This is a genomic window from Jingyaoa shaoxingensis (assembly GCF_014385005.1).
Lineage (GTDB): Bacteria > Bacillota > Clostridia > Lachnospirales > Lachnospiraceae > Marvinbryantia > Marvinbryantia shaoxingensis.
The window spans coordinates 48724-75368 of record NZ_JACRSZ010000005.1; the positions used below are offsets into that span (position 1 = coordinate 48724).

Annotated in this window: 25 protein-coding genes; 5 read left to right on the forward strand and 20 right to left on the reverse strand. The window is 42.4% G+C overall.

Annotation, left to right across the window (positions count from 1 at the left end):
- Positions 1–7: 7 nt before the first annotated feature.
- The 6 genes from H8716_RS06415 to H8716_RS06440 all read right to left on the reverse strand — a co-directional run bounded on the left by H8716_RS06415 (position 8) and on the right by H8716_RS06440 (position 5972).
- Positions 8–760 carry an ABC transporter ATP-binding protein gene (locus H8716_RS06415; protein ID WP_249307747.1) on the reverse strand — a complete coding sequence of 251 codons (753 nt, stop codon included), beginning with the start codon at positions 758–760 and terminating at the stop codon, positions 8–10.
- On the reverse strand, positions 761–1831 hold the full coding sequence (locus H8716_RS06420; RefSeq protein WP_249307748.1) for a FecCD family ABC transporter permease: 1071 nt from the start codon (positions 1829–1831) through the stop codon (positions 761–763). It abuts the gene before it with no gap.
- A 3-nt stretch (positions 1832–1834) separates the two neighbouring features.
- Positions 1835–2920, reverse strand: a complete 1086-nt coding sequence (locus tag H8716_RS06425; RefSeq protein WP_249307749.1) for an ABC transporter substrate-binding protein — start codon at positions 2918–2920, stop codon at positions 1835–1837.
- Positions 2921–2956: 36 nt separating this feature from the next.
- A complete protein-coding gene (locus H8716_RS06430; RefSeq protein WP_249307750.1) occupies positions 2957–3787 on the reverse strand; it encodes a class I SAM-dependent methyltransferase in 831 nt (276 codons plus the stop codon).
- 289 nt (positions 3788–4076) lie between these two features.
- Positions 4077–4964 (reverse strand): LysR family transcriptional regulator, encoded by an 888-nt coding sequence (locus H8716_RS06435; protein WP_249307751.1) that lies wholly within the window; start codon positions 4962–4964, stop codon positions 4077–4079.
- 15 nt (positions 4965–4979) lie between these two features.
- Positions 4980–5972, reverse strand: a complete 993-nt coding sequence (locus H8716_RS06440; RefSeq protein ID WP_249307752.1) for an aldo/keto reductase — start codon at positions 5970–5972, stop codon at positions 4980–4982.
- Positions 5973–6481: 509 nt separating this feature from the next.
- Between H8716_RS06440 and H8716_RS06445 the strand changes: the two genes are divergently transcribed.
- Positions 6482–6886: an amino acid-binding protein gene (locus tag H8716_RS06445; RefSeq protein WP_249307753.1), complete on the forward strand. Its 405-nt coding sequence runs from the start codon at positions 6482–6484 to the stop codon at positions 6884–6886.
- Positions 6887–6996: 110 nt separating this feature from the next.
- Here H8716_RS06445 and H8716_RS06450 read toward each other — a convergent pair whose 3' ends face one another.
- The 3 genes from H8716_RS06450 to H8716_RS06460 are packed head-to-tail and all read right to left on the reverse strand — an operon-like array spanning position 6997 to position 13564.
- Positions 6997–8550 carry an RsmF rRNA methyltransferase first C-terminal domain-containing protein gene (locus H8716_RS06450; RefSeq protein ID WP_249307754.1) on the reverse strand — a complete coding sequence of 518 codons (1554 nt, stop codon included), beginning with the start codon at positions 8548–8550 and terminating at the stop codon, positions 6997–6999.
- 15 nt (positions 8551–8565) lie between these two features.
- Entirely contained in the window at positions 8566–12840 is a 4275-nt protein-coding gene (locus H8716_RS06455; protein ID WP_249307755.1) for an ABC transporter permease, read from the reverse strand.
- Between the two features lie 19 nt (positions 12841–12859).
- A complete protein-coding gene (locus tag H8716_RS06460; RefSeq protein WP_249307756.1) occupies positions 12860–13564 on the reverse strand; it encodes an ABC transporter ATP-binding protein in 705 nt (234 codons plus the stop codon).
- Between the two features lie 221 nt (positions 13565–13785).
- Between H8716_RS06460 and H8716_RS06465 the strand changes: the two genes are divergently transcribed.
- The gene (locus H8716_RS06465; protein ID WP_249307757.1) at positions 13786–14304 is read left to right on the forward strand and encodes a shikimate kinase; all 519 of its coding nucleotides are present in this window, start codon (positions 13786–13788) and stop codon (positions 14302–14304) included.
- 119 nt (positions 14305–14423) lie between these two features.
- On the opposite strand, the gene H8716_RS06470 is transcribed toward H8716_RS06465, so the two are convergent.
- From H8716_RS06470 to H8716_RS06500, 7 genes are all read right to left on the reverse strand, one after another.
- A complete protein-coding gene (locus H8716_RS06470; RefSeq protein WP_249307758.1) occupies positions 14424–14753 on the reverse strand; it encodes a hypothetical protein in 330 nt (109 codons plus the stop codon).
- Between the two features lie 36 nt (positions 14754–14789).
- Entirely contained in the window at positions 14790–14939 is a 150-nt protein-coding gene (locus H8716_RS06475) for a hypothetical protein (protein WP_249307759.1), read from the reverse strand.
- Positions 14940–14942: 3 nt separating this feature from the next.
- A complete protein-coding gene (locus tag H8716_RS06480) occupies positions 14943–15461 on the reverse strand; it encodes a hypothetical protein (protein ID WP_249307760.1) in 519 nt (172 codons plus the stop codon).
- A 240-nt stretch (positions 15462–15701) separates the two neighbouring features.
- A complete protein-coding gene (locus tag H8716_RS06485) occupies positions 15702–17045 on the reverse strand; it encodes an MATE family efflux transporter (protein ID WP_249307761.1) in 1344 nt (447 codons plus the stop codon).
- Positions 17046–17275: 230 nt separating this feature from the next.
- Positions 17276–18202 carry an ABC transporter permease gene (locus H8716_RS06490; RefSeq protein WP_334299705.1) on the reverse strand — a complete coding sequence of 309 codons (927 nt, stop codon included), beginning with the start codon at positions 18200–18202 and terminating at the stop codon, positions 17276–17278.
- Positions 18203–18300: 98 nt separating this feature from the next.
- Positions 18301–19320 (reverse strand): ABC transporter ATP-binding protein, encoded by a 1020-nt coding sequence (locus H8716_RS06495; protein ID WP_249307763.1) that lies wholly within the window; start codon positions 19318–19320, stop codon positions 18301–18303.
- A 3-nt stretch (positions 19321–19323) separates the two neighbouring features.
- The gene (locus tag H8716_RS06500) at positions 19324–20601 is read right to left on the reverse strand and encodes an NEW3 domain-containing protein (RefSeq protein WP_249307764.1); all 1278 of its coding nucleotides are present in this window, start codon (positions 20599–20601) and stop codon (positions 19324–19326) included.
- Between the two features lie 258 nt (positions 20602–20859).
- Here H8716_RS06500 and H8716_RS06505 point away from each other — a divergent pair, with 258 nt between their 5' ends.
- From H8716_RS06505 to H8716_RS06515, 3 genes are all read left to right on the forward strand, one after another.
- The gene (locus H8716_RS06505) at positions 20860–21534 is read left to right on the forward strand and encodes a response regulator transcription factor (protein ID WP_249307765.1); all 675 of its coding nucleotides are present in this window, start codon (positions 20860–20862) and stop codon (positions 21532–21534) included.
- Between the two features lie 63 nt (positions 21535–21597).
- Positions 21598–21840, forward strand: a complete 243-nt coding sequence (locus tag H8716_RS06510; protein ID WP_249307766.1) for a type II toxin-antitoxin system RelE family toxin — start codon at positions 21598–21600, stop codon at positions 21838–21840.
- Positions 21841–21845: 5 nt separating this feature from the next.
- Entirely contained in the window at positions 21846–22070 is a 225-nt protein-coding gene (locus H8716_RS06515; protein ID WP_249307767.1) for a hypothetical protein, read from the forward strand.
- A gap of 52 nt (positions 22071–22122) precedes the next feature.
- Here the strand turns inward: H8716_RS06515 and H8716_RS06520 are convergent, their stop codons facing one another.
- From H8716_RS06520 to H8716_RS06535, 4 genes are all read right to left on the reverse strand, one after another.
- Positions 22123–23028 carry a dihydrodipicolinate synthase family protein gene (locus tag H8716_RS06520; RefSeq protein ID WP_249307768.1) on the reverse strand — a complete coding sequence of 302 codons (906 nt, stop codon included), beginning with the start codon at positions 23026–23028 and terminating at the stop codon, positions 22123–22125.
- 71 nt (positions 23029–23099) lie between these two features.
- A complete protein-coding gene (locus H8716_RS06525; protein WP_249307769.1) occupies positions 23100–24074 on the reverse strand; it encodes an ABC transporter permease in 975 nt (324 codons plus the stop codon).
- Positions 24075–24088: 14 nt separating this feature from the next.
- Entirely contained in the window at positions 24089–25081 is a 993-nt protein-coding gene (locus H8716_RS06530) for an ABC transporter permease (RefSeq protein ID WP_249307770.1), read from the reverse strand.
- 6 nt (positions 25082–25087) lie between these two features.
- Positions 25088–26602 carry a sugar ABC transporter ATP-binding protein gene (locus H8716_RS06535; protein WP_249307771.1) on the reverse strand — a complete coding sequence of 505 codons (1515 nt, stop codon included), beginning with the start codon at positions 26600–26602 and terminating at the stop codon, positions 25088–25090.
- Between the last annotated feature and the right edge of the window lie 43 nt (positions 26603–26645).

The following is a 26645-nucleotide window of genomic DNA, read 5'->3' on the forward strand; positions in this document are numbered from 1 at the left end:
ACCTCCATTATTTTACAATCACTATTTTATTTCCATCAACTTCCGTAATAACTGCATTCACACCATATACAGCCTTAATGTTTTCCGATGTAATTACAGATACATCTCCGTAATCAAACGATTTTCCGTCATGCATTAATAAAAACCTGTCGCAATACTTTAATGCCAGATTTAAATCATGAATTACAATGATTACCGTCATATTGTCTTCAGACGCAATGCCTGCTGCTATCTTCATAACCTCATGTTGGTTATATATATCGAGACTTGCTGTAGGTTCATCAAGAAGCAGCACTTTCGGCTGCTGGGCAAGTGCTCTTGCCAGCATAACCTTCTGCAATTCACCTCCTGATAACTCGTCCGTATATCTCAACTTCAAATCTGTAAGATGCAGTCGCTCTATTGCGTTGTCTACAACAGCATAATCTTCTTCAGATGGTGTCATCTTCATGTGCGGTTTGCGTCCCAGCAGCACCGTATCATACACAGTCAGTCTGCCTGACGATGTATGCTGTTCTACGTAGGCAAGCGTAAGCGCTATTTCCTTTCTGGATGCTTTGCTAATATTCAGGTTTTCTACCAAAACAGTTCCGCTATCTGGCCTTAATATTCTGTTAAAGCATTTCAAAAATGTACTTTTTCCAACACCATTATTTCCCAGTAATGCAATACAATGTCCCGCTTCTTCTTTCAGACAAACAGCCTTAAGAACACTTTCGTCTGTATGATAGGAAAAATTAACATTTTCTGCATGTATCACTTAATGTCGCCCCCTTTTCAAAATAATCCAAAGAAATATCGGGGCTCCCAGTATAGATGTAATCGCTCCTATTGGCAATACAATCGGACTTATAATCAACCTGGAAAGAAGATCACTTACCAGCAGCAGATTAGCGCCTGCAAGTCCTGCTGCCGGTAACAAATATCTATAATCTGATCCAACAAACTTTCTTACAAGATGGGGTGCAATCAATCCAACAAAACTGATAATACCAATATACGACACAATGACCGCAGCGGTAAATGATCCAACTACCATACTACATAATATTGTACTCTGTGTTTTTACACCCAGACCTTTTGCAGTTTCTTCACCGCCCTGCATCGCATTATAATTCCAACTGTTTAACTGAAAATATATTGCCGCAAATACAACTACTGTACCCATGACAATAATTTCTTTCCAAAATGTACTACCGAGATCACCAAATGTCCAATATACCACTGCAGCGACACGGACATCATCTGCAAAATATTCCAGCAATGTCGTTCCCGCTGAAAATAATGAACTTAATGCCACACCGGCAAGAACCAATGTACTTGCATTAATCTCTCTGAATCGTGACAGACATAATACAAATATGGTGGATACCATTGCAAAGAAAAACGCACATAAGGTAGTGACTACCGGATTATTTACATTTAACTGAGCACCTGTACTGCCTGCTGACATCATTCCGCCTCCCAGCGCAATGATTGCAAATGCTGCTCCAAACGCTGCTCCCTGAGATACACCAATAGTAGATGCAGATGCCAGTGGATTTCGCAGAACACTCTGCATCACACATCCGACAATTCCAAGGCCAAATCCTGCTGCAATTGCCGTCACTGCTCTCGGAAGACGTATACTTAAAATTATAATACTGTCCTTTTTCTCACCATGACCAAACAGAGTACGTAAAACTCGCCCCAATGACACAGAAGATGATCCCAATGCGATTGCCAGTAAAAATACTACAATCGTGAATAAAAATAAAAAAATCAAAAAGTATATTTTTTTTCTGACAAAAGAGCGATATTCCAAACCTCTCCTCATTTTATCTTCCGGCATTTTTTATTCTCCAATTGTAATCGTTCCAAAGCCATAATGATTTTCATCTAACACATCTAAATAATCCATACCAATCATCGTATTAAAGATTTCTTCTGCTTTTTCTTCGAAATTAATATTAGAGAACGCCTCTGGATAAAGAACGGAACCTGCATAATAAGAATCTACAATTGCCAGTTCCATATTGCACCAGTAGTAATTAAAGTTAACCTGCGCATATACTTTGCCATTCTGAACTGCTGTAAGACTGTCAATAGCATCCGGATTCGCTGCATAATCTTCATTTACCAGTTCCATGTTTCCAGGATTGAGGAAAATCACATCCGGATCCCACTCAAGAATCTGTTCCATACTTACTTCAACACCTGAAGTTGCATCTAATTCATCCGGCAGACTGATTGCATGAATTGCTTCCAATGGTGCATAATTTACATAAGTTCCTGTAAATCCATGTCCGCCACTCCAACTTACAGCACCCGGATATACCGTAGGTTTTTCTTCATCCGGAATATCTTTTGTCAATGTATCCAATTCTTCTACCCATCCTGTGATGGATTTCGCAACATTTTCTGCATGTTCTTCTGTTCCAAGCACTTCACCGATCAAGCTTATAGAATCTGTCAGGTAATGTGAGTTAAATGCATCACCATAAACTCCGATAACCGGAAGTCCGGTCTTAGCTGCAAGGTCTTCCATCGCAACCGGATCTGAATCCTGATAGAAAATAACATCTGGATCTAATGCAACAATTGCTTCTGCATAATCTGCATTTCCGCTTCCACCAGATGCCATGGCCTCGCAATTAGCAAAAAAATCTTTATTAGCATATGCATACGGCATTCCAGGATCTCCGCGAAGTTCCATCTCTGTGCAGCCAACAATCTTTTCTGTGCCTCCCGCATAGACAATCAATCTGGCTGCGCTTCCAAGAGCCACGCAGTTATCTACTTCTTCTGGAATTTCTACTTCTCGTCCAAAAACATCTGTAACGACTCTTGTTGCTTCTTCCTCTGCCGCTGCCGGACTCATCATTACTCCCAGAGCAGTGATTCCCGCAAGTACCATTGTAATTCTTTTACTGTTTCTCATTTGTTTTTCCTCCTTTATTTGATGTTGCCGCAGCCATTATACAGTCCAGAAAACACTGGTAAGAGTTACTTCAATTGCTTCTCTGACAACATTGTTTACACTAATGCTTTGCAAATAATCTTTTACTTGCTTTTCGATATAAGTATCAATTCGCATGTTTGCTTTTAATCTTCTAAGATACCACTGTTCTGCTTCTTCTACTGTCCGCTCTGATTTCCAGACAACAGGATCATATCGCAATTCAGGGTGATATCCCCAAAGCCATAATGCATCAAACAGTAATGGCATATCATCTAGCTTTTTCAAAGAAGGATCTCCTGCAATTTTACGTATTTCATCATAAACACAATCATTCCGCCTTGTAGGTTTACTAATAAAACAATATTTTTTGCTGGCATCATTCATTTTCTTAAAGGAATCATAATCTATAACAGCAGGTGTCGTATGAGCAAACACCATATCATATTTTCCTTTAAATTCTTCTCCATCACAAGTATGCCAATTTCGTTCCAGAAACTGCACATTTTTTATATGGTTTCTTTCTACATAATGTTGTCCTTCTTCTATCATACGAGGAGAGAAATCTACGCCTGTAACGTTTCCTGCACGTTCCGCAATTCTGCATGAATATGCACCTGCACCACACCCTACATCAAGCACTTCCATATTCTGAGATAACTGAATCTTTTCTTCCATAAATTGCAGAAACGGATCTTCTTTAAAATTATTTTTTTCTTCAAGTAAATATTCCGATGCCACACTATCCCATACAGCAATTTCCGATGCTACATCTTCGAATTTTCTAACCCATAATTCTTTAATCATATTGATATCCAACATATCGCCTACCCCATAACTGATATTCATAAGTCATCTCACACCTTTTATATTCTAAACAAGAATATCTACCAGACTAAAAAAGAGCAGTCCTACCAAAAACTGCTCTTTCTGAGATAAGGATGCTAATGACATTTCTTCCAATATGTGTATTTGTTAGAGTACCATATTGAAGGACTCTTTTAAGTTAACCTGCTGTTAATATATACTGTTTTATAAGTCATAACAAGCCTCCCCGGGGGATATATTATTCACTTTTCATATGAATAAATGGAATATCTGTATCTCTTTTGGATATAGATTCAGACCTCACTCACATTTATGATTCCATCACATAGTTTTTTATAAATGTCAAAAATTTCTTTGGTAATCTTTCCATTTTCTGATCATTACGGAAGATACAGATAAACTGCACAGACTGTTCCTGTTTTTCCAACTGCATGGTATCGTGATTTATAAATTTGTCACTATGACTCAAGCCATCAGGACTGATGTTACCCAAATCCGTGTTCTGCAGCATAGCCTGCATAATATAGTCACTGTTCGTAGTGACCTTAACCTGTAGTTTTCTTCTTTCTTCTTCACTTTCTTTTTGCTCTTTCCATAAAGAGATACCGGAATAGTAATCCTCCACACCCTGAACCAAAGAAATCTCATTCCGTTTTTCATGGTATGCTTTGTCTCTGCAATACAAAACCGTTTTCGTTCTTTTTAAAGTATAGTAACCGATATGATTCTCTGGAAACATCTTCTTCAGCTTATCCAGCTGAGAATCTTCAAAATAGGCAAAACCCAGCTGATCCTGATTTGCGATAATTCTTCGTATAATTTCTTCTGCTGGCGCACTGATGATATTATATTTTTCTCCTGCACTTTCTTGTATATAATACTCACAGAACGTATTGGCAAACCAGGAGCTGGGCTGAAATGATACCCTCAGTTCTTCTGTGGCATCTTCTTCCGCACAATCCAGAATCTTTGTGCTGCACTCTACCATACTTAACGCATATTTATAAATCTGTTCCCCTTTTGCAGTCAATTCAATTCCATGCCGCCTCCGTTCAAATATTTTCTTTCCAAGTTCTTTTTCCAGAGCTGCTATGGTTTTGCTCACATTGGACTGTGACGTAAACAGCATCGAAGCCGCCTTACTGAATGATTTTGTCTGTGCACAGATTACCATGCACTGAAGCTGTCGTAATTCCATTTTTGTCCTTTCATCTTATGCCTGCGAAATCTCATCAATAAATCTACATTCTTCTTCCGTAAATGGTGCGCAGGCGATTGCTTTGATATTATCCAGGATCTGCTGTGGTCTGGATGCACCTATCAGGACGCTGGTTACTTCTTTGTGCTGAAGCAGCCAGCCAAGTGCCATCTCTGCCAGTTTTTCACCGCGCTGCCCGGCCAGTTCATTCAGCCTGCGTATCTGTCCCATTCTGTGTTCATTCAATGTACTTTCTTTCAGGAATCTGCCATCGGTACGGATACGGCTGTCCTCCGGGATTCCGTGAAGATAACGATCTGTAAGCTGTCCCTGCTCCAGCGGACTAAAGGTGATCAAACCTTTTTGCAATTCACCGGTCATTTGTTTCAGACCGTTTTTCTCTACGGTTCTGTCAAAAATGGAATACCTGTTTTGGTTAATCACAAACGGACAGCGAAGTTCCTGCAGAATCACGGCAGCTTTTTTCAAAGTTTCTCCATCATAATTAGAGAGTCCTACGTAGATTGCCTTACCACTCTGTACCACACTTGCCAGTGCTCCCATAGTTTCTTCCAGCGGTGTATCCGGATCCATTCTGTGATGATAGAAAATATCCACATATTCCAGTCCCATACGTTTCAGACTCTGATCCAGACTGGCAAGGAGATATTTACGGCTCCCCCAGTTACCATAAGGGCCGTCCCACATGTCATATCCTGCTTTTGTTGTAATAATCAGTTCATCTCGATAGCCCCCCAGATCTTCTTTTAAGATTCTACCGAAGTTTTTCTCTGCACTGCCCGGTTCCGGTCCATAGTTATTGGCCAGGTCAAATTGTGTAATTCCGTTGTCAAATGCTGTAAAGCAAAGTTCCCTTATATTTTCAAACTTTGACGTATCTCCAAAATTATGCCACAGTCCAAGTGACACCTTCGGAAGTAACAGCCCGCTGTTTCCGCAGCGGTTATATTCCATGGCAGTGTATCTCTCTTTCGATGCAGTATACATAGTAATCTTCCCTCTGTTTTGATATAGTTTTTTGTAACGCTTCGAATTCCATTATACTATCATTCTCCAGCCAGTGGCATCTTTTAAATATAAATCTCATATTTTTCTTCCATACCTAAAAGGTATTGTTGGTAATATAAATTAAATATTTCACAATAGTTGCATCTCATGCTATATTATAGACAGATAAAAAGTCAGGCCAGACTTAACAAGATGTGAAATCACTTAATCCATTATTATTTCTCACAATGTTGAAAAGGAGGAACTGATCATGAAGAAGTTTAAAGAATTTTTATCCGAATATTATCGTAGTTTCGCAAAGGGATATCATATGTAATCTGATATTCACCAGATAAAATAAGATATACACTCTCTGGGGATTGCTCACGTAGCAGTCCCCCCTTTTTATGTTTTGTTTGACTTATTCTGGATAATGTGCGACAATACTTTTATGGTTGAAAGTGCTAAAGTGACCTTGATTCTTGAATAAATATAGGGAGGCATGTTACATGTTAAAGCAAATTACTGTTTATGCAGAAAATAAGAAAGGAACCATGAAAGATATCACCGGTATTCTTGCCGGCCATGATATCAATATCTGGGGTTCTGTTACCAATGAAAGTTCTGAATTCGGCATGGTCCGTATGATTGTATCCGATCCGGACAAGGCTCTGAAAGAGCTCTCCGCTCAGGATTATCTTTGCCGAATGACGAACGTGATCGGTGTGGAAGTGGAAGATGAAGTGGGTAACTTAAATGCACTTCTGACTGCATTCCTGGATTCCAATATCAATGTGGATTATGTATACCTTTCCTTTAACCGCGATACCGGCAAACCGGTTCTGGTACTTCATACGGAAGATCTGGAAGAAGCAGAATCCTGTATCTTATCCAAAGGATTCTCAGCAATTTAATTAATTCTAAGAAAATCCTGTGACATAAAAAGCCACAGGATTTTTCATTTTATTCCGCATACCGGCATGCTCACATCTCTTTTCCAAAAATGACTTCTCAGAGATATCGTCTAATACTTCATTCTCCATCCGGCATGGTATTTATTTTTCAGGGTTCCGTTCACCAGCTTTCCCCATCCCAGCGGATAACCATTGACGCATACCAGCTGCCAGCCTTTCTCCAGGCGCTTTTTCATAGCTTTAGCATTGTGCATCTCTTCTGCTTTCTGAAGATTACGCTCTACAATATCATCCACTTCCAGAGTTTCCCCACGAAGATATTTTTCCACACGCACATCACGGTAATCCAGATTAATCACTGCCGTGTATTCTTCTTTTTTCAATGCCATGGCAAAGGACTGGCTTGGTTCAAAGCGATCCTTTCGAATCTCTCCCAGATACAGACCGTTTCGCAGGAATACCAGACCTTTTCGAGTTCCAAGCGCTTCCGGTACCAGATAGACCTGACCCTTGCGAACCTCTACCTGTTTCCAGTTCATCTCCATAGAGACATCAGCGAAGAATTCTGCCAAAACTTTTGTCTCAGGCTTACCGATACCTTTGATATCTGAAATACTGCCTTCTACCGGATTCTTATGTTCATCTACAGTCATCTCTCTATTCGGATGTCCGTTTCTGTCATTTTCCTGCGCTCCTGCCATCTCCCCAGGTGCTCTTTTATGAAGCAGCGCCAGAAAATGTCCCTCTCCTGCCATTTTGTGTGGCCAGATGCGCACACATTTTTTCAAGTCAGGGGTTCCCATTTTTCTTCTGACTGGATCTGCACATTCTCCGTCCCAGCCTTCGTACGCCACTTCCGGGCGCCCCGGTGCGAATCCTTCATACGGCTGAATCTCCCGAATCTCCATGTCGTCTCTGCTGTCCAGCAGGAACTGAATCACCTGTTCGTTTTCTTCCGGTGAAAAGGTACAGGTGGAATAGAGCATATCCCCGCCCGGTGCCAGCATCTGTGCGGCTCTGGTGATAATTTCTTTTTGCTGTTTTGCACATTCAAATGGTTTGTTTCCATCCCACACTTTTGCCACGGCAGGATCTTTACGAAACATTCCTTCCCCGGAACACGGCACATCTACCAGAATCTTGTCAAAAAATTCCTGGAAGTTCTCTGCCAGCTTTGCAGGTACTTCATTGACCACAAAAGAATTGCGTATTCCAAACACTTCGATATTCTTTAGCAGCGCCTTTGCTCTGGATGCACTGATATCATTGGCAACCAGCACGCCCTTCCCGTGAAGATGTGCCCCCAGTTCCGTTGCCTTGCCTCCCGGTGCTGCGCACAGATCCAGCACTCGATCCCCTGGCTTTGACACCAGCCTGGATGCCGGTGTCATAGCACTCGGCTCCTGCAGATAATACATTCCCGCATAGTAAAACGGATGTCTGGCAGGCATATCCTGTTCTTCGTAATAATATCCATTTTCCGTCCACGGAATCTTTGTCAAATGAAAAGGTGCAATTTTTTCAAACTCTTTCAGAGAAATCTTATCTACATTCACTCGCAGGCCAAAGTTTCTCGGATGGTCATAGGATGCAAGGAATTCTTCATACTCTGATCCAAGAAGCTTCTTCATTTTCATCTCAAACTCTTCCGGTAAATTTACCATTTAACTTTCCTCTTTCTATTCAATACTCTTCAGTGATTCTACCATATCAATCTTCTTCAGTTTCTGATGCATAACAACATTCACCAGTATAGAGAATGCTACCGTAAATGCCGCAGAAATCAGGAAACTTGGCGGATTGATATTTCTTCCAAACATAGTCGCATCTACTTCCACAGTTGTGATGACAAAGTAGTGCAGGACTTTTCCCATTCCCATGCCTGCCAGAATACCGATGGCAGTAATCAGGATATTCTCTCTGTATACATAGGCATCTACTTCCCCATCATAGAAACCAAGCACCTTCAGGGTTGCCAGTTCTCTCTTTCTCTCATTGATATTGATGTTACTTAAATTATACAATACCACAAATGCCAGAAGTCCTGCCGATACAATCAGTACGATAATAACGGAATCCAGTGTAGACAGCATATTATCGATCTGTGTCATAGTAGATGTGGTGTAGCTGATACTCAGTGCAGCATCTTCATTTAAGAAACCCTGTCCCAGTGCTTCCAATGCTGTCGTATCTGTACCATCTTCTGCCCGGAACATGATTTCATTGTATTCCGGTACTTTTCCGGTGCATTTTTCATATAAGTCCGGCGTCATATAGATATAATGTGACAAATAATTTTCCGTCACTGCCGCAATCGGCACTTCTATTTCTCCCAGTTTCTCATCTTCCAGCACCAGCATATCTCCGGCCTTCACACCCATCAGGGAAGCAATCTTTTCGGTAATAATGGCGCCCCCATCATTCAACTGATAGTTCTCACCGGTCTGACGATCACGAAATACCAGGAAATCATCGATCTCTTCCAGCTTTTCCGGAACCACCAGATAAACGTTCCAGGATTTTTTCTCCCTGCGCACAGTTTCCTTCTGCATCAGTGCCTCTGTGTAATTCGCTACTTTATCGTTGTTTCCCACAGTCTGAAGCAGTTCTTCCTTACTTTCTTCTTTCGCACCGGTATCCAGAATTACCATAGCATCATAAAGCTGCAGCTGCTGATACTGCAGATGTCCGATGTTTGATATGGAGTCTCGTAAGCCATAGCCCACCAGCATCAGTGCCATACAGCCCCCGATTCCAAATACCGTCATAAAAAATCTCTTTTTATAACGAAACAGATTTCGCACGGTGGATTTCCAGCTAAAGCTCAAATGCTTCCAGATAAACGGTATCCGTTCCAGTAATACACGTTTTCCTTCTTTTGGTGCAGGCGGACGCATCAGCACCGCCGGTGTCGCTGCCAGTTCCCGATAACATGCCGCCAGTGTTGCCAACATGGTACTTGCCAGTGCCGCACCTGTGGCAATGAATGCATATTTCATATTATAAGGAAGTTCGATATTTGTCATATGATGGTACATGATCCGATATGCCGTCACGATAACAAATGGCAAAAATTTTTCTCCAAAAGCAATTCCGGCAAGGCTGCCTCCCAGCGTAGCAAATAACGCATAACACAGATATTTTGATGCAATCGCAGCTTTCCCGTATCCCAGGGCCTTCAAGGTACCAATCTGGGTTCGTTCTTCTTCTACCATACGGGTCATGGTAGTCAGACTGATCAGTGCTGCTACCAGGAAAAACATCACCGGAAATACCTGCCCGATGTTACGCATACGATCTGCATTTTCTCCATAACCGATATTCTCCGGCAGGTCACTTCGATCACTGACCGTCCATTCCGGATATTCCAGATCTGCCACTTCTTTTTCTGCATCAGCAATCTTCTCTTTTCCTTCTGCTATTTTATCTTCTGCTTCCTTCTTTGCCTTTTCATATTCAGTCTTTCCGTCTTCCAGCTTCGCCTCGTTATCCGCAATCTCCTGCTCTCCGTCTGCGATTTCTTTTTTACCGTCCTCTATGGTCTTTTTTGCATCGGCAAGCTGTGCTTCTGAATTCGCAAGCTGCGCTTTTCCTTCTGCGAGCTGTGCTTCTCCGCTCTGTAGTTCTGCTTCTGAATTATTCAGCTTCTGTTCATTCTTCTGTATAGTCTTTTCTGCATCTTTCAGCTGTTTTTTGCCATCTTCCAGTTGTTTTCGTCCCGAAGTAATCTCTTTCTGTGCAGATTCCAGAGCTGCTTCCCCTTCTTCAATCTGCTTCAGAGACTCTTCCAGCTGCACCGGGACCTTATCCAGTTCAGTTTTTCCCTGTTCTAGCTGTACCTTCGTCTCATCCAGCTTCGCTCTGGATGCTGCAAGCTGTTCTCCTGTCTGGTCAAATGTTGTCTCTGCTGTCTCAATAGCCGATATAATCTGATCAAGATTCCCCTGTACTTCTTCCTTCTGCGCACCGATCTGTGCCTCTGCTTCCTGTGCCTGGACAAGCGCACTCTGCGCCTGGGTCAACTGCTCCTGAAGCTGGGCAAGTTCATTCTGTGCCTGGGTCTGCTGTTCCTGAAGCTGGGCAAGCTTATTTTGCGCCTGAGGCAGCTGCTCCTGAAGCTGAGCAACTGTCTGCTGTGCCTGATACAGCACTGCACTTTGCTCCTCGATTGCTGCCTGCGCAGCCTGAATTTGTCCCGGCAGTGCACTCAGTTCTGCTTCCTCTTCCACAGATAACTGGTACTTACTCTCATCCAGCGTTTCTCCCTCCTGCAGATTTGCCTGATCTGCATTCTTCTGCGCTTCCAGTTCTGCCTTCTTATTCTCCAGTTCCATCTGCCTTTGCTGCAGAGCTGCCACCTGACCGGACAGGGTATTTATTTCATTCTGCGCATTATCTGCAGCTGCCTGTGCCTGGGTAACTCCATCTGAAAGCTGTGTCACTGCATCGCCTGCCTGAGTGACTCCATTCGAGAGCTGTGTCACTGCATCTGTCGCCTGGGTGACTCCATCTGAAAGCTGTGTCACTGCATCGCCTGCCTGGGTTACCCCATCTGCCGCAGTTGCCGCTGCTACATCCAACTGCTCCAGTGCCTGCTGGCAGGTTTTCTGCTGTGTCTCCAGTTCTGCCTTCTGCTCAGCCCATGCCTTCAGACTGCTCTGATACTGTGCCAATCCTTCCTCATACTGAGTGACACCCGCTTTATAAGCCTGTTCTCCCTGCCGATACTCGGCCATTTTTTTCTGATACTGTTCCACACCTTCTTCATATTGTGTGCGTCCGTCTGCCAGTTCTTCTTTTTTCTGATCCAGTTCCTTCTGCCCTTCATCCAGCTTCGCGGTAGTCTTTTTGTATGTCTTATTAAATTCCTTCTGCTTTGCTGCCAGTTCTTTTTTTCCCTGATTTAACTGCGCCCATCCATCTTGCAGCTGCTGACGCCCGTTTACCAGTTTTGCTTCATTTTCCGCAATCTGCGCCTTTCCATCTGCCAGTTGTCTTTCGCCGTCCCGAACTTCTTTCTCCCCCTGCTTTAGTTCTTGCTTTGCATCCTCCAATTCCTGTTTTGCATCACGGATCTGCTGCTCTCCGTCACAGATTTCCTGCCATGCATCTGCCAGCTCACTTTCTGCCTCAGCTTCTCCATCTGCCAGTTCCTTTCTGGCATCCTCCAGCTTCTCATTGGCTTCATCCTGTATCTCCTGATAACGAATCTCACATCTTTCTCCGGAGATATCTTCAATGCGCTGTTGTACCTCTGCAATCAATATATCATACGCGTCCGTATAAGCCGTCAGGTTCTCCGCCTCATTGACCTTCAGATAGACCTGCGTATAGACTTCATAGGAAAAATCCTCCGGCAGGACATACGCTGCTCCGGACAATTCTCCAGTTCCCAGCGTGGTATTTCCTCTGTTAAAAGAAATATACAGTGGACTGCTTCCGGCCCCGACAATAGTGAATTCTTTTTTCTTTAACTGATAATCATCTTCTGTTTCCCGGTAAAAGGTAATAGAATCTCCTATCTGATACCCTGATTTATCCAGGAATTCAATATCTACAAAACATTCCCCCGATTTTTCCGGCAGACGTCCTTCTGTGGCTGTTAACTGGTTCAGAGTTGGCGAAACAGATTCTACTCTGAGCGCATGCTGATCTGTACCTTCACCGCATAATACATCTGTCATATAGCCGGGTTCTGCCTTTTCCACCCCATTGATCTGACTGATTGCCTCTATGTCTCCTTCTGTCAGTCCCATGGTGCTGATTATCTTCAGATCCATAAGCTGATGCTGGTCAAAATAAGCATCTCCCGAATAACGCATATCCGGTGCCGCTGACTGTATTCCTGAATAAAATGCCACTCCCAGTGCCACAATCAGGAAAATGGAAATAAAACGGTTCAGACTCTTTTTTACTTCCATATAAAAATCTTTTCTCAGTGCCCTTTTCTTCATACCTGTCCCTTTATATGACTTACCATTCTATATCTGCTACAGACATTGGTGCCTCATTCCTTCGCATGTCTGCCACTTTTCCATTCTTGATTTTAATGACTCTGTCTGCCATCGGTGCGATTGCCGAGTTATGGGTAATCACGATAACGGTCATTCCCTTTTCCCGGCACATATCCTGCAATAATTTCAGAATTGCCTTACCTGTCTGATAATCCAGAGCCCCGGTCGGTTCATCACACAGAAGGAGCTTGGGATTCTTCGCCAGTGCCCTGGCTATAGACACTCTCTGCTGCTCTCCACCGGATAACTGGGCCGGGAAATTCTTCATACGCTTTTCCAGTCCCACTTCCTGCAGCACCTGTCTGGCATCCAGCGGATTCTTGCAGATCTGAAGTGCCAGTTCTACATTTTCCAGTGCAGTCAGATTCGGAATCAGATTATAAAACTGAAAAACAAATCCGATATCATCCCGTCTGTACCCGGTAAGCTGCTTCTGGCTGTACTTTGCAATGTCGCTGCCATCCACCAGTACCTGTCCGGATGTCGCCGTATCCATGCCTCCAAGGATATTCAGAACCGTCGTCTTCCCCGCACCACTCGGTCCTACAATCACGACAAACTCGCCTTTCTCTATCTCAAAATCAATACCGTCCACCGCACGAATCTCCACTTCACCCATCCGGTAGATCTTCGACACATTTTTCAGAGAAACATATTTTTCCATCGTGTGCCTGCCTTTCTTTGCTCATTTCAAGTGATATTACTTTTATCATAGCATATTTCGTTATATATCTTCACTTAAATTTCTATAAACTGATGTGCACATATCGCAGATATTTGTACGTGTACAAAAGATTTTCTCGTTGCAATTCGGAAAAGAGTGGGTTATAGTTATGGAAGGTTATATTCCAGACTCAATATCATCTATGCAGAAAGGTTTTACATATGAATAAAGATAATATTATTTTAATTGGTATGCCAGGTGCCGGAAAGAGTACCATTGGCGTGGTTCTGGCAAAGGTACTGGGTTACCAGTTTGTTGACACGGACCTGATTATTCAGAAAGAAGAAGGAAAGCTTCTGTGGCAGATTATTGAAGAAAAAGGTGTCGAAGAATTTATCAATATTGAAGATAAGATTAACAGCAAAGTCAATGTTTCCAAATGTGTTATCGCACCTGGCGGCAGCGCTATCTTCGGAGAAAATGCCATGAAACATTTTCAGGAAATCGGTACTGTTGTTTATCTGGATGTGGACTATCCGATTCTGAAAAAACGTGTGGGTAATTTTGAACGCCGTGGCGTCATTCTCCGTCACGGGAATTCCTTCCGCGATATTTACAACGAACGTCTGCCATACTATCACAAATACGCACATGTGAAAATCTCAGAAAACAATCTGAATATTTCTCAGACCGTTTCCGCCATTGTAGACGCACTGGATATGGCACCTGAAACGATATAACGATTGCAGAATTGTGAATGTGCAGAGCACAAAGCAATCCATATGATTATGTAACAAAACTCCCGGAACTGTATTCTTGCTATTCCGGGAGTCTTTCATTTTACACTATTTTCTGCGGACTACAGGATTCCCTGCATCTCGTTCAGTAATTTCTTGCGATACGCCGAATCTTCTGTACATCTTCTTAGATCATCCAGGCGTCCTTCATCCATAAGTTTTCTGGTAAGCGCAGCCATATCATCTGTACCTTTTTTTATCAATCTGTCTGATTCTAATTCCAGTACCTGTCCACCCATAATCTCACCCAGTCCTTTCCTGACATTTTTCGACTCCGGGAAACTATATTCGTATCTGTTCAGTACCTTCACAGATACGAAGCCAAAATTCAATAAAATCGCCTTTGGCGATGAAATTTTGGCGTGTATGTCTCGGGATTTTGGCATATTCATGCCAAAACGCCTCGCGGGACAGTGCGTTTTGAACAATTACCTATATTTCACAATTTTACTGATCAACTCTCTGATATCCCGGAATTCTTTTTCCAATCCGTGATTGAGAAGTTTCTGTTTCAGATATTCTGCAATCATTTCATATTCCTGAAACAGTTTTTCACGCAGCACTTCATCATTTTCCAACTGCTACTTCATTTTCTCGTACCGCATAATATAAAACGGCAACAGCATAATCAGATCTTTTTCCAGGATTTCTTTTATGGAATACCACTCAATCCTGATTACCGGAACTTTATACTGTACCACCTGATTATCTGGGAATTGCAATTCCATACTCACATTCTTTTTCTGAGCATCTCCACGCAAATATAATATGCAGGAATGTGGAAACTGCATCCGGTACACACCATGAACCTTTTCTGCATATTCCACATTGATTGCAAAATCATACTCTATCATACGCAAAATCATCGTACTGTCTTCCGTACTCTGACATTCCATATGATATCGTTTCTCACCAATAATTATGTAAAAATCCGTTATCTTCTTTCCATTCTTCGTCAGATGCTCGTTCCGTCCCTGTATGATTTCCGTGTCCAATGGATAATTCGTTCCAAATACCTCATTAATCAATGGTATTGTAAGCTCTGGCATTTTCTCTGTTTCCGTCCGAAAAACATTGTCAAATATCGTGCTCTCTGCCATGAGATTCCTCCTTTTTCTTTATTTGGTTATCTCATGTACTTCTCTTTTTGTTTATCGGATGTATATTAATTCTGGCATTCCAGAATGTTATCTTTTGTAAAGGTTATAAATACTATATGTCCTCCTTTGGTTTTATCTTAACACAGTCTTTTTTTGAAATCTACGTATTTTAAAAAGAGACTGCTGTACTTTTCCATAAACAGTGCAACAGTCTCTATATTAGATCATTTTTAGAAATTGCTATTCACTTTTCTTTTTCACCGGATGCTTCCTCATTATCGCAAAGTACATAATCAAAAGCAGTGTGGATGCCAGTATCCATGCCATCGGGCTTGCCAGGCACACGCCTGCATAGCTGTGATAATGGATAGCTATGAGTGCCACGCTTCCACGCCCCAACAGTTCTGCCACACCTGCCATCATTGGCAGTAGGCCGTATCCCATGCCCTGGATTCCATTTCGGTATACATTCACAATAGTCAGTGGGAAGAGGAACAGTGCGGTAAACTTCATGTAAGTATCTACCATGCCCTGAATCTGAGAAGCATCTCCGCTGACAAACAGACCGGTGACGACATAACCCCAGTAATACATGACAATTCCCATGACGATGGAAAAGGCAAACCCGAACTCTGTTGCCCTGGCAAAGCCTTTCCGTACCCGGTCATAGCGTCCTGCACCAACGTTCTGTGCTGCAAAGGTGGCAATTGCAGAACCAAGGGCTATGTATGCCTGTCCTGACATCTGTTCACACTTGGATGCCGCAGTAAACGCAGCCACATAGGTAGATCCAAGCGTATTTAATGCCATCTGTACCATAGTTGTTCCGATAGCCGTAATGGAATACTGGAATGCCATTGGCAGTCCCACTGAGAGCTGATTTTTCACCAGACGGCTCTCCACATGCAGATCTTCTTTGTTTAAACGCAGAATCGGCACCTTTTTTATTATATAGATCAGACACAAAACTGCTGATACACCCTGAGAAATGACCGTTGCGTAAGCAGCTCCTGCCACACCCATTTTTAAGACAATGATCGATACCAGATCCAGCACAATATTCATGGAAGCAGAAAACAGCAGGAAGTACAGCGGTACCTTACTGTTTCCCAGCGCTCTCAGGATACAGGCAAACAGGTTATATAATGCCTGTACCAGAATTCCGGCACATATAATCATGATATAGCGGTAAGCATCATCAAAAATATCATCTGGTGTATTCATCAATACCAGCAGCCGGTGCATTCCAAGCAGACTGATGGCTGTTAGAATGATGGTCGCCGCAAGAGCAATCATTCCTGCTGATACTACGCTTTTTCGCATGCCATTCATATCTCCGGCACCAAAACGCTGGCTGGTCAGTACAGTAATTCCTGCCATCAGCCCGGTCATAAATCCCAGAATCATAAAGTTGATAGTTCCGGTGGATCCCACCGCTGCCAGTGCCTCCGTACTGACGAACTTTCCTACAATCACTGTATCTACCACATTGTAGATCTGCTGAAACAGATTCCCCGCAAATACCGGCAGTGCGAAGTACAGAATATTCTTACCCGGACTGCCTGTTGTCATATTTTTTTCCATAACCGTCTTCCTCTTTCTCCCTCTTCCATGAATCACAGCTTCATCTCGGTTACTCAGGATCGCAACACTTTTTATTTCCGTCAAAAAGTTCTGATCCCCCATAAAAGTGAACCAGAACTTTTTCTACATCACATTATTCTTTTTTTCAGTCTGTGTCAAGAACTTTTATAAAAATTAACGTATCTGTTCAGAGCCAACCTCCGAAATGCTGCACATTTCGGAGATGTTCCTTAATTTCGAATCTCCTGTCTCATAAATCCAATATAAGATCCGCCAAAAGCTACCATCATCAGTGCTACCAGACCGGTCAGATGCGGCCATACCAGAAGCATGCTCTGTCCGAAGGACAGGTAACCGGAGATGGCTCCCTCAAGCTGCTGCATGGTAACAACATTTACCGAACGCACTGTCGGGTTCATGATTGTGGATACCGCTTCACTATACAGATAATATGGTGAGATACGGTTCAGTCCAAGGTTCAGTGTATAGTTATTCATGGTATTCAATGCTGCCTCATATTGTGTGGTAATCGGATATACTGCATTTGCAATGATATTTGCTACCATACTCATGAAAATTGTGAAGAAAATCCACAATGCGATCACTGCCATTGCTGAGGTGGCTGAATGTCTGCACACAACAGAAAACAGGATGGATAATCCAAGCCAGAAGTCCATGTATACCACGGTGAAAATCAAAAATGCCAGAACACGCAGAACCTCTTCTGTCTGAGGAATCAGCCCCGTTGACAGAACTCCCACAGCTCCCACAAAGATTCCCATGGTAAATACCATAATCATGATCACGGCATTGCCTGCCAGGAATTTTCCTATAATAATAGAATCACGGTAAATCGGCTGTGCAACCAGCCGGTTCAGGGTACCATTGTTCCGCTCACTGTTGATCGCATCGAATCCCAGAGTCAGTCCTACGAACGGTCCCATCAGAGCTATGATGCTCATAAAGGATGGGATGGAATTGCCACTGGTTGTATAGATCTTCAGGAATACAAAGTTACTGTCACTGGAAATAGCGTCTGCCAGTCCATTCAGTGCCCCGTACAGACTGGCAATACTGGTTCCCAGAATCAACAGTAAAATGATCAGGAAACGCTTGCTGCGCAGATGATCTGCCAGTTCCTTATGATACAGTGCCATCAGACCGGTATGTCTGCCCGCATGGCTTCCATGCTCTTTTTTCACTGCTGACGGTTGTTTTTCCGATGGCTGTTTTTCTTTCTTTAATACTGCTGCGGTCATCTTGCGCCACCTCCCCTGAATAACTTATTATGTAATTTTCCCTTCTGGGTGGCTTTCATTGCGGCAGCCTCTGCCTCCGCTTCTGCCCGCTCAAAATACATCCGGTAGATCGCATCCAGGTCTCCGCCTCTCTGATGGAGATGCTGGATCGTATATTCATGGCTGCCAAGGAATGTGGTCAGCTGAGAACGGATATCATATTTTGATTCTACCACAAACATATTTCCTTCTTTTTGTATGCTGGATACGCCCGGCTGTCTGCTGATCTCTGCCAGTATCTTGTCATCACAGGGATCCACCTGCAGTTCCAGAGAATACTTCGTGCTGTCCTGTACCTGATGCCCCAGATCCTCGATCTCACCGCAGGCTACCAGATTACCGTTAACAAAAATGCCTACCCTGTCACAGATCTGCTGTACTTGATACAGCTGATGGGATGAAATCAGCAGTGTTCTGCCATCCTCTTTTGCCATCTGTGTCATCAGTTCCAACAGTTCTCTCATACCTTCCGGATCCAGTCCCAGTGTCGGTTCATCCATGATGATGATCTCCGGATCCTTCATCAGCACATCTGCGATGCCCAGTCGCTGACGCATACCCTTGGAATATGTGCCGGCCTTCTTATTTGCCGCGTCTTCCAGTCTGACACGCTTCAGTGCCGCATCACTGCGTTCCTTAATTTCTTCTTCTGACAGTCCGTTCAGACGTCCCGTAAATGCCAGATTCTGTCTGCCGGTCAGATCCTGATAAAATCCCGGATTATCCGGCAGATAACCTACGATTTTCTTGATGCCCAGTGCATTCCTGGTACAGTCCATACCTTCTATGGTTGCCGTACCTGCCGTTGGCTCTGTCAGACCAAGAAGCATCAGGATCGTAGTGGTCTTACCGGCACCGTTCGGTCCCAGTAAGCCAAATATCTCACCTTTTTTTACAGACAGGTTCAACTGATTAACCGCGGTCTTCTCACCATAGCGCTTCGTCAGCCCGCTTGTCCGAATGATCACTTCACCCATAACTTATCTTCTCCCATATTTTTTGAATACATAACCAAGACCAGCTCCCAGTACTACGATAATCGCAACTGCTGCCAATCCCCAGCTGGTACGTGTCTTCACAGATACACGCAGGCTTGCGGTAGATGTTGCCACATCGTTGGCTGCTGTGATCGATGCTACATAATCACCTGTAATAGCATCAGAATCCGGTGTAATATAAGCGGTTACTTCTTTGGTTGCGCCTGCTTCCAGCAAATCAATGGTAGATTCATCAAAACTGATGTCCCAGTTGCTGGCAGCGGAAGAAGTCAGATTCAGGTTGGTCAGATCCACATTACCTGTATTTGTAATGGATAAAGTTACTGCTTTCTTATCATTTGCATAAGCATCTACACTTAAGTTACCGCTTGGTGTAGATACTTCTACGGCATAAGATCCGGTAATGGTTACTTTCAGTTCTTCCGTCAGTTTTTCTGAAGAAGAAATGGCGGAAATCGGAATGGTATAATCACCCTGAGTCAGTGTCTCAGGCGGTGTAACAGAAACGGTAATACCCTGGCTGGCACCTGCTTCCACATTCAGACTGGCTACGGCATTGCTTTCTCCTGATGGTGTAAAGCTTACCTGCCATCCGTCCGGTGCCTCTGCCGAAAGACTGAAGGACTGTTCGGATCCCTTGTTATTTACCAGTGTGGTATCAAAACTGAATGCGGTACCGGATGCGGCCTGCTGTTCTGCATATTCTGCGGTAAAAGTACTGGCTCCGTTTTCCTCTTCGGAAACATTCAGTGTCAGTGTCACATCACTGCTTTCCCCGTCATCTGTGACAGCTTCCAGTGTTACATTATATTCGCCCTCTGCCGTACCTTCCGGAACGGTCAGGCTTAAGGTTGCCAGTCCTTCCGATACTTCACCGGAAGACTGAATATGTACTTTATTGATCTGACCGCCGTTTCCACGAAAATATCCTTCCCATCCATCCGGCAGATCCTTAATGCTCAGTGCTGCATCCTGACCGCTGCCTGTCTGGTTGATAAAGTCCAGATCAAATGTCGTTGTCTCACCTGGTTTTACGGAGATACCCGGATAAGCGGTACTCATCTCAAATGTACTGTCAGAAGATACTTCCTGTGTATCTGTAGTTGTCTCCGGTGCTGCATAGACCGCTGCAGGTGTCACGAGACTAAACATACTCAGAAGTGCTGCTGTCATACCAATGCTCTTTAACTTAGACCGCTTACTTCTTCCTTTCCCCTTTGTAATGTTCTGATTACTGAAATACAGTTGTCTCTTTCTCATGATCTGCATGCTCCTTTACTTCAATTTACAGGGATATTCTGTGAGGCTTCATCTGGCACTCACCTGCCCCGTTTGCTGACGCTATAGTAGAACCTGAATCTAAACTAAATTTAAAGTAATTTGAGCTAAATTTTGAACATCCTGTGAACTTGTGAAAATTCAGTGAACTCTGCTGTTTTTCCAGATTTTAGTGCTATACTGTCCCACAGAAGATATCCCGGAATTCATTTTAACCGGTCATTTTTTCAGGAGGGTTTTATGTTTCGCATATTGGTTGTAGATGATGACAAAAATTCCAGACGGTATTATCACGCAGTTCTTTCTCATTCCGGCTATCAGCCTTTTTGTGCCGATTCTGCGGAAAATGCCCTTCATCTGCTGGAAGAAACGAATATAGATCTGCTTCTGGTGGATGCTCTTATGCCCGGAACGGATGGTTTTTCTCTGACCAAAACACTCCGTGACTGCGGAAATGATATGCCGATTCTGATGATTGCGCCAAAGCATATGGCAAAAGATGTAAAAAAAGGATTTCTCATGGGTGTGGATGACTATATGACCTGTCCTGTGGATGAAGATGAAATGCTGCTGCGTATCCGGGCACTTCTGCGCCGTGCAAAAATCGTATCCGAACACGAATTAAAGGTGGGGGATACTATTCTTGACTATGATACACTGACCGTATCTATCCATGGTAACGAAACGATTCTTCCACAGAAAGAATTCTATCTGCTTTATAAGCTCCTGTCCTACCCGAACCAGATCTTCACCAGAGACCAGCTCATGGAGGATATCTGGGGTCCGGAATCCGATTCCACATCCGCTACTGTCAGCGTACATATCGGACGCCTGCGGAAACGGTTCGAACACAGTGAAGATTTTACCATACATACCATACGGGGACTGGGGTATAAGGCCTGTGTGTTAAAATAGTTTCACTTTTCTTGTTCACTAAATCATGTTATATTAATTTCATAAGTAGGAGGAGAATATTTATTGTTTCAAATTACTTATTCTAAGAAAGCAATAAAATTTTTACAAAAGCAGGATAAAACCACACAAAAAAGACTTATTTATGCAATTAAAAAACTTCCTCTTGAGGGTGATATTAAAAAATTACAGAATACAAAAGGATTTCGTCTTCGAGTAGGAAATTTCCGTGTATTATTTGATGTAAATGGAATTATCATAGATATTATAGAAATTGGTAATCGCGGGCAGATTTATAAAGGAGTGTGATCAATATGTCAAATGTAAAAGAAAGAATCTTTGGTGCTGTTACCATTATGAGTGAACAGGATGCACAAAAACTCTGGGAATTAATCCAAGGAACTTTTATTCTTAATAATGCTGAAGAGGTTACTCCCGACGAAGATGAATTAGCAGCCCTTGCCGCTTATGAAGCAAATGATCCAGAATACCAACCTTCTATGACACAGGAAGAATTACTGAAAAAGCTTAAGTTGTAAAATCAGGGGCTGTCTGAAAACAGACAGCCCCTTTTGCTCCATTATACAATTTCTAAATCAGTACCTGTTTATAATCAAGTTCTTTCATTTTTTCCAGTAATGTTTTTTCCTGTTCCGGAGTCAGATTTTCCATTGGTCGTCTCATATTTGATGTCTTGATGACTCCTTCTTCTTTCAGAATCACTTTATATGCTGCAATGTTATTAATCTCACACATCAGTGCATTTAGAACATTGGTACGTCTCTGATATTTTGTTGCGAGATCATAATCCTTTTTCTGTATTGCATTCCACAATTTTGCATAATGCTCTCTGATAATCATTGCATTACCGGATACAACACCTTCGCCGCCTACTGCACAAAGTGCTTCAAACAGATGGTCTGGTCCTACCAGTACACTGAATGTCTGGTTCTTTACTAACATGAACTGCTGCAGTTTTGTAAAATCAGGGAAGCTGTATTTAATACCAACTACATTTGGGCACTGTTTTGCAACTTCTTCGCAGACTGCCGGATTCACATCGTTCACTGCATTTTGTGGAATTGCATACATATATACCGGGAAATCTTTTGAGACACTGTTTGCAACTGCTACATAGAAATCCACAAGTCCCCGGTCACTTAATTTGTAGAATGCCGGAGTAACCACACCAATTCCATCTGCTCCAATTTTTTCTGCATGCTGTGCAAGTTCGATCGTATCTTTTAGGTTCCATGCTCCTACATGTACAAACACCGGTACTCTTTTTGCAGCTTTTCGTACTGTAACCTCAGCTACCAGTTTTCTTTCTTCTACAGTAAGATACATCATTTCTCCTGTAGTTCCACATGGATATAAGCACTGAAGACCGCCGTCTATTACGTGATCTACCAGATTTTCAAGAGATTCCACATCTATGGTATCCTCATCTGTTAACGGTGTTACAATTGGTACTACTGTTCCATACAATTTCTGCATTTTTTCTCTCCTTTTCATTTTATTCCTGCTATTTTTGCAGTTATTAAATGGCTTCTGCCACTCATTCACTTTTATCCAATACTCTTACTCTGATGATTATGAATTACTGTAACCAGCGATACAGAGAATAATAATAATCCACCCTGAACCAAATCAAATGCAAAACTTGGTGCGCTCATCATTGTCATACCAAAACTGATAACACGTAAGAGGAAAGAAGCTACGATAGTTCCAGGAATGTTATAAACACCTGGCTTGATGAATGTTGCTCCCAGCATCAGTACCGTCAGTGAATTCATCAGTGCATCAGATCCCATATATGGTGTAGCACTGTTTAACATAGATGTCTGTAATACACCAGCAACTGCACAAAGCAGTGCACAGATTACAAATGCTTTTACTTTCTGTTTTGCAACGCTTACACCGATATACTGACAGGTTGTCGAACTAGAGCCTACAGCATAAAGTAATTTTCCACTCTTTGTTTTTTCTGAATATACCCACATAATGGCTACAATAATTACTGTTACAATAACAGAAATCGGAATAATTCCTGCCAGATAAGACTGACCAAGAAATGTATAGCAGGCTGGCCACCGTCTTGAAGAAATACTCCCTCCTCCAGTCATCCATTTACAGATTCCTGTTGCTACCAGTGATGTTCCAAGTGTTGCCACAAAGGATGGAATTTTAATCTTTACATGGAGAAAAACATTGATGATACCATATCCGATTACGATAAGAAGCGTAATCAGTAACATTGGTATATACATACCTGCAACTCCTGGTTGATCCAGCACTTTTGCCAGAACAACTGCTGCCACTGTTAATTCCATACCTACCGAATAATCTGTTTCCCCTACACACATAATCAGCGTCTCGCCCATACCTACCAGTGCCAGAATACAGGTTGAGCTTAACATTGACATAATATTGGTTACACTGCAGTATCTAGGCTGCATAATGGAAAAAAACAGAAATACTATAACGGTAAATAATCCAAGCCAATATTTGGTAATGATTTTTGAAATATTCTTTGAAGTCATATCCCGTTGCCCCCTTATTTATTAAACTTAACGCTAGGCAACCCACCCTTATGCGTAAGAGAAATGAATCCTACTGCCAGCAGAATAATGCATCCCTGAATTAAATCGTCTACAAAGTCAGCAGCTCCGATACTTACTGTTCCATTACTTATAATAGCCAGAAGCAGAGATGCCACAACCGTTCCCTGAATATTGTAACGTCCAGGTCTTAAGAATGTTGCTCCCATCATAACGGCGGCAAATACAGACATCAGTAAATCATTTCCCAGTGTTGGTGAAACTGTTTTTACCTCTGATGAAAGGACAATTCCACAAAATCCTGAAATAAACGCACATAATAAATATGCAAATACAACGGTACGTTTAGCATTGATACCAACGTTTTTACATGCTGCCGGACTGACACCGACAGAATTTACATATCGCCCAAATTTGGTACGATCCTGAATAATAATAGTTACTACAGCAATAATTAATAAAATAACTACCGGCATTGGCACTACACCAAATACTTTCCCCTGTCCAAGGAATGTAAAGGAAGCAGGCCAGTAATTTGAGAACATATAACGATTTCCTGTTGCAATTTTGATAAAACCATTTACAAATGTCGTCATTGCAATGGTTCCGATAAATGACGGAATGCCCACTTTTACTACAAAAAACGCATTGGTAAGTCCTACCAGCATTGCTACCGCTAGCCCCACCAGAACTGCAATAAAATAATTATTAAAAGAAGGTCCTTCCAGCATTTTTCCAACAACTGCAGCTGCAATGGTTGCTTCTGCTCCAACTGCCAGATCCATTTCACCGGTTTCCATAACAATAGTCATTCCAATTGCCATCAAGGCTGTGATTGTAGCAGAATTTATAATATTCATAATATTATTTACTGCATAAAATCGTGGCTGAAGAATACTGAAGAACACAAAAATAATTGCTCCGACAATTAACAGAAGATATTTTGTCATCCCTTTCAAAGAGAAGTTTTTTGATGCACCCTGTTGCATATCGCCTTACTCCTTTCTTCCGATTGCATCTGATAAAATTCGCGTTTTATCAAATTCAGAACGTTTATATTCGGCTACAATATCACCGTCATGGAAAACATATAACTTATCACATGTGGTCAGCAATTCTTCCAGTTCTGATGAGATAAAGACAACGCTCTTATTTTCATCATCCACTAGATGACGTATTTCGACGTAAACCTCACTCTTTGCTCCAAGATCCATACCTGCCGTTGGTTCATCCAGTACCAGCAGTTTCAGATTATCCAGTTCTACGGATCGTCCGATAATAATCTTCTGAATATTTCCACCACTCAGTTCTATGATGTTCTGTTCAATATTGGTATATTTTACTTCATTTTTTTCCAGTACTCTGTTAGCAAACTCCCGCATTTTATCAAATTTCATAAATCCCGCTTTATTTGAAAGTTTATCAATAAACAGGTTACAGATATTATCTTCCAGAGACAGTCCTGGAAAGGCACCATTAATTCGTTTCTCCGGCGTGAGAATAAATCCTCTGCGAATCATCTGTACCGGTTCCGTTTTCGTTATCTTTTCTCCTGCAAATGTTACATCCATACCTTCTGACAGACGAATGCCGCCTATCGTTTCCATTGTCTCTGTACGCCCGGATCCTACCAGACCGTAAAATCCAACTGCCTGTCCCTCTTTGACAACCAACGGAACATGATGTTTCTTATTATCATAAGTAATTTCTTTTGCTTCCAACACGGTTTGGGCATTCGTAAAGTCTTTTTCCGGTACATGTACTGTTTTCTGGCGTCCTGCACGTATCATTGCTTTGACGCAGTCATCTCTTGACAGTTCTGCCGCAGGTGCTGTCAGAACTTTTTTACCATCTGCAAAAACCGTGATCATATCTGATATCTCGTAAACTTCTTCAATCTTATGTGAGATAAAGAAAATTGCCATATCCAGTTCATCTCGCAGACTCTTTACAAATTCCAGGAAAGGTGCAACCTCGCCTTCACCCAGAGAAGCTGTCGGTTCATCCAGAATAAGTACGGAAGGGTTGTCATAAAAAGCTCGTATAATTTCAATGATCTGCTGCATGCCGGCACCCAGTTCATCAACCGGCACATCCAATGGCACTTCTATTCCAAGTTTTGAACGAATTTCCTCTGCTTTTTTCCGAATTTCTTTCTCATCAATTAACAATCCCTTTTTCGGTTCCCGTCCAAGGCATATATTCTGCGCCCCGGTCAGATGTCCTACCAAGTTTCTTTCCTGGTAAACCATACTGATACCTGAAGCCAATGATTCAGCCGGTGAATGAAATACCTTTTTTTCTCCATTTACATAAATTTCTCCATCATCCGGATGGTAAACTCCTGTCAGCATCTTACAAAAAGTACTTTTTCCGGCTCCGTTTTCCCCGCATAATGCGTGGATTTCGTGTTTACGAACTTCCATACTAATGTGATCGTTCGCAACAAGTCCAGAGAATTCTTTTGTTAAATTCTCTATTTTTAATACCACCGCTTTATCATTTCCCATGGATTTATTACCCCGTGTGTCATAATCTCTTAAAAGTAAACAC

Bases quoted from the DNA above. Each gene is read 5' to 3' on its own strand.
- H8716_RS06490 (WP_334299705.1), bottom strand. From the start codon at position 18,202: ATGGCACTGTATCATAAGGAACTGGCAGATCATCTGCGCAGCAAGCGT.
- H8716_RS06435 (WP_249307751.1), bottom strand. From the start codon at position 4,964: ATGGAATTACGACAGCTTCAGTGCATGGTAATCTGTGCACAGACAAAA.
- H8716_RS06515 (WP_249307767.1), top strand. From the start codon at position 21,846: ATGTCAAATGTAAAAGAAAGAATCTTTGGTGCTGTTACCATTATGAGT.
- H8716_RS06495 (WP_249307763.1), bottom strand. From the start codon at position 19,320: ATGGGTGAAGTGATCATTCGGACAAGCGGGCTGACGAAGCGCTATGGT.
- H8716_RS06480 (WP_249307760.1), bottom strand. From the start codon at position 15,461: ATGGCAGAGAGCACGATATTTGACAATGTTTTTCGGACGGAAACAGAG.
- H8716_RS06505 (WP_249307765.1), top strand. From the start codon at position 20,860: ATGTTTCGCATATTGGTTGTAGATGATGACAAAAATTCCAGACGGTAT.
- H8716_RS06470 (WP_249307758.1), bottom strand. From the start codon at position 14,753: ATGAATATGCCAAAATCCCGAGACATACACGCCAAAATTTCATCGCCA.
- H8716_RS06530 (WP_249307770.1), bottom strand. From the start codon at position 25,081: ATGCAACAGGGTGCATCAAAAAACTTCTCTTTGAAAGGGATGACAAAA.
- H8716_RS06485 (WP_249307761.1), bottom strand. From the start codon at position 17,045: ATGGAAAAAAATATGACAACAGGCAGTCCGGGTAAGAATATTCTGTAC.
- H8716_RS06420 (WP_249307748.1), bottom strand. From the start codon at position 1,831: ATGCCGGAAGATAAAATGAGGAGAGGTTTGGAATATCGCTCTTTTGTC.
- H8716_RS06425 (WP_249307749.1), bottom strand. From the start codon at position 2,920: ATGAGAAACAGTAAAAGAATTACAATGGTACTTGCGGGAATCACTGCT.
- H8716_RS06520 (WP_249307768.1), bottom strand. From the start codon at position 23,028: ATGCAGAAATTGTATGGAACAGTAGTACCAATTGTAACACCGTTAACA.
- H8716_RS06455 (WP_249307755.1), bottom strand. From the start codon at position 12,840: ATGAAGAAAAGGGCACTGAGAAAAGATTTTTATATGGAAGTAAAAAAG.
- H8716_RS06465 (WP_249307757.1), top strand. From the start codon at position 13,786: ATGAATAAAGATAATATTATTTTAATTGGTATGCCAGGTGCCGGAAAG.
- H8716_RS06500 (WP_249307764.1), bottom strand. From the start codon at position 20,601: ATGAGAAAGAGACAACTGTATTTCAGTAATCAGAACATTACAAAGGGG.
- H8716_RS06430 (WP_249307750.1), bottom strand. From the start codon at position 3,787: ATGAATATCAGTTATGGGGTAGGCGATATGTTGGATATCAATATGATT.
- H8716_RS06445 (WP_249307753.1), top strand. From the start codon at position 6,482: ATGTTAAAGCAAATTACTGTTTATGCAGAAAATAAGAAAGGAACCATG.
- H8716_RS06450 (WP_249307754.1), bottom strand. From the start codon at position 8,550: ATGGTAAATTTACCGGAAGAGTTTGAGATGAAAATGAAGAAGCTTCTT.
- H8716_RS06525 (WP_249307769.1), bottom strand. From the start codon at position 24,074: ATGACTTCAAAGAATATTTCAAAAATCATTACCAAATATTGGCTTGGA.
- H8716_RS06535 (WP_249307771.1), bottom strand. From the start codon at position 26,602: ATGGGAAATGATAAAGCGGTGGTATTAAAAATAGAGAATTTAACAAAA.
- H8716_RS06460 (WP_249307756.1), bottom strand. From the start codon at position 13,564: ATGGAAAAATATGTTTCTCTGAAAAATGTGTCGAAGATCTACCGGATG.
- H8716_RS06440 (WP_249307752.1), bottom strand. From the start codon at position 5,972: ATGTATACTGCATCGAAAGAGAGATACACTGCCATGGAATATAACCGC.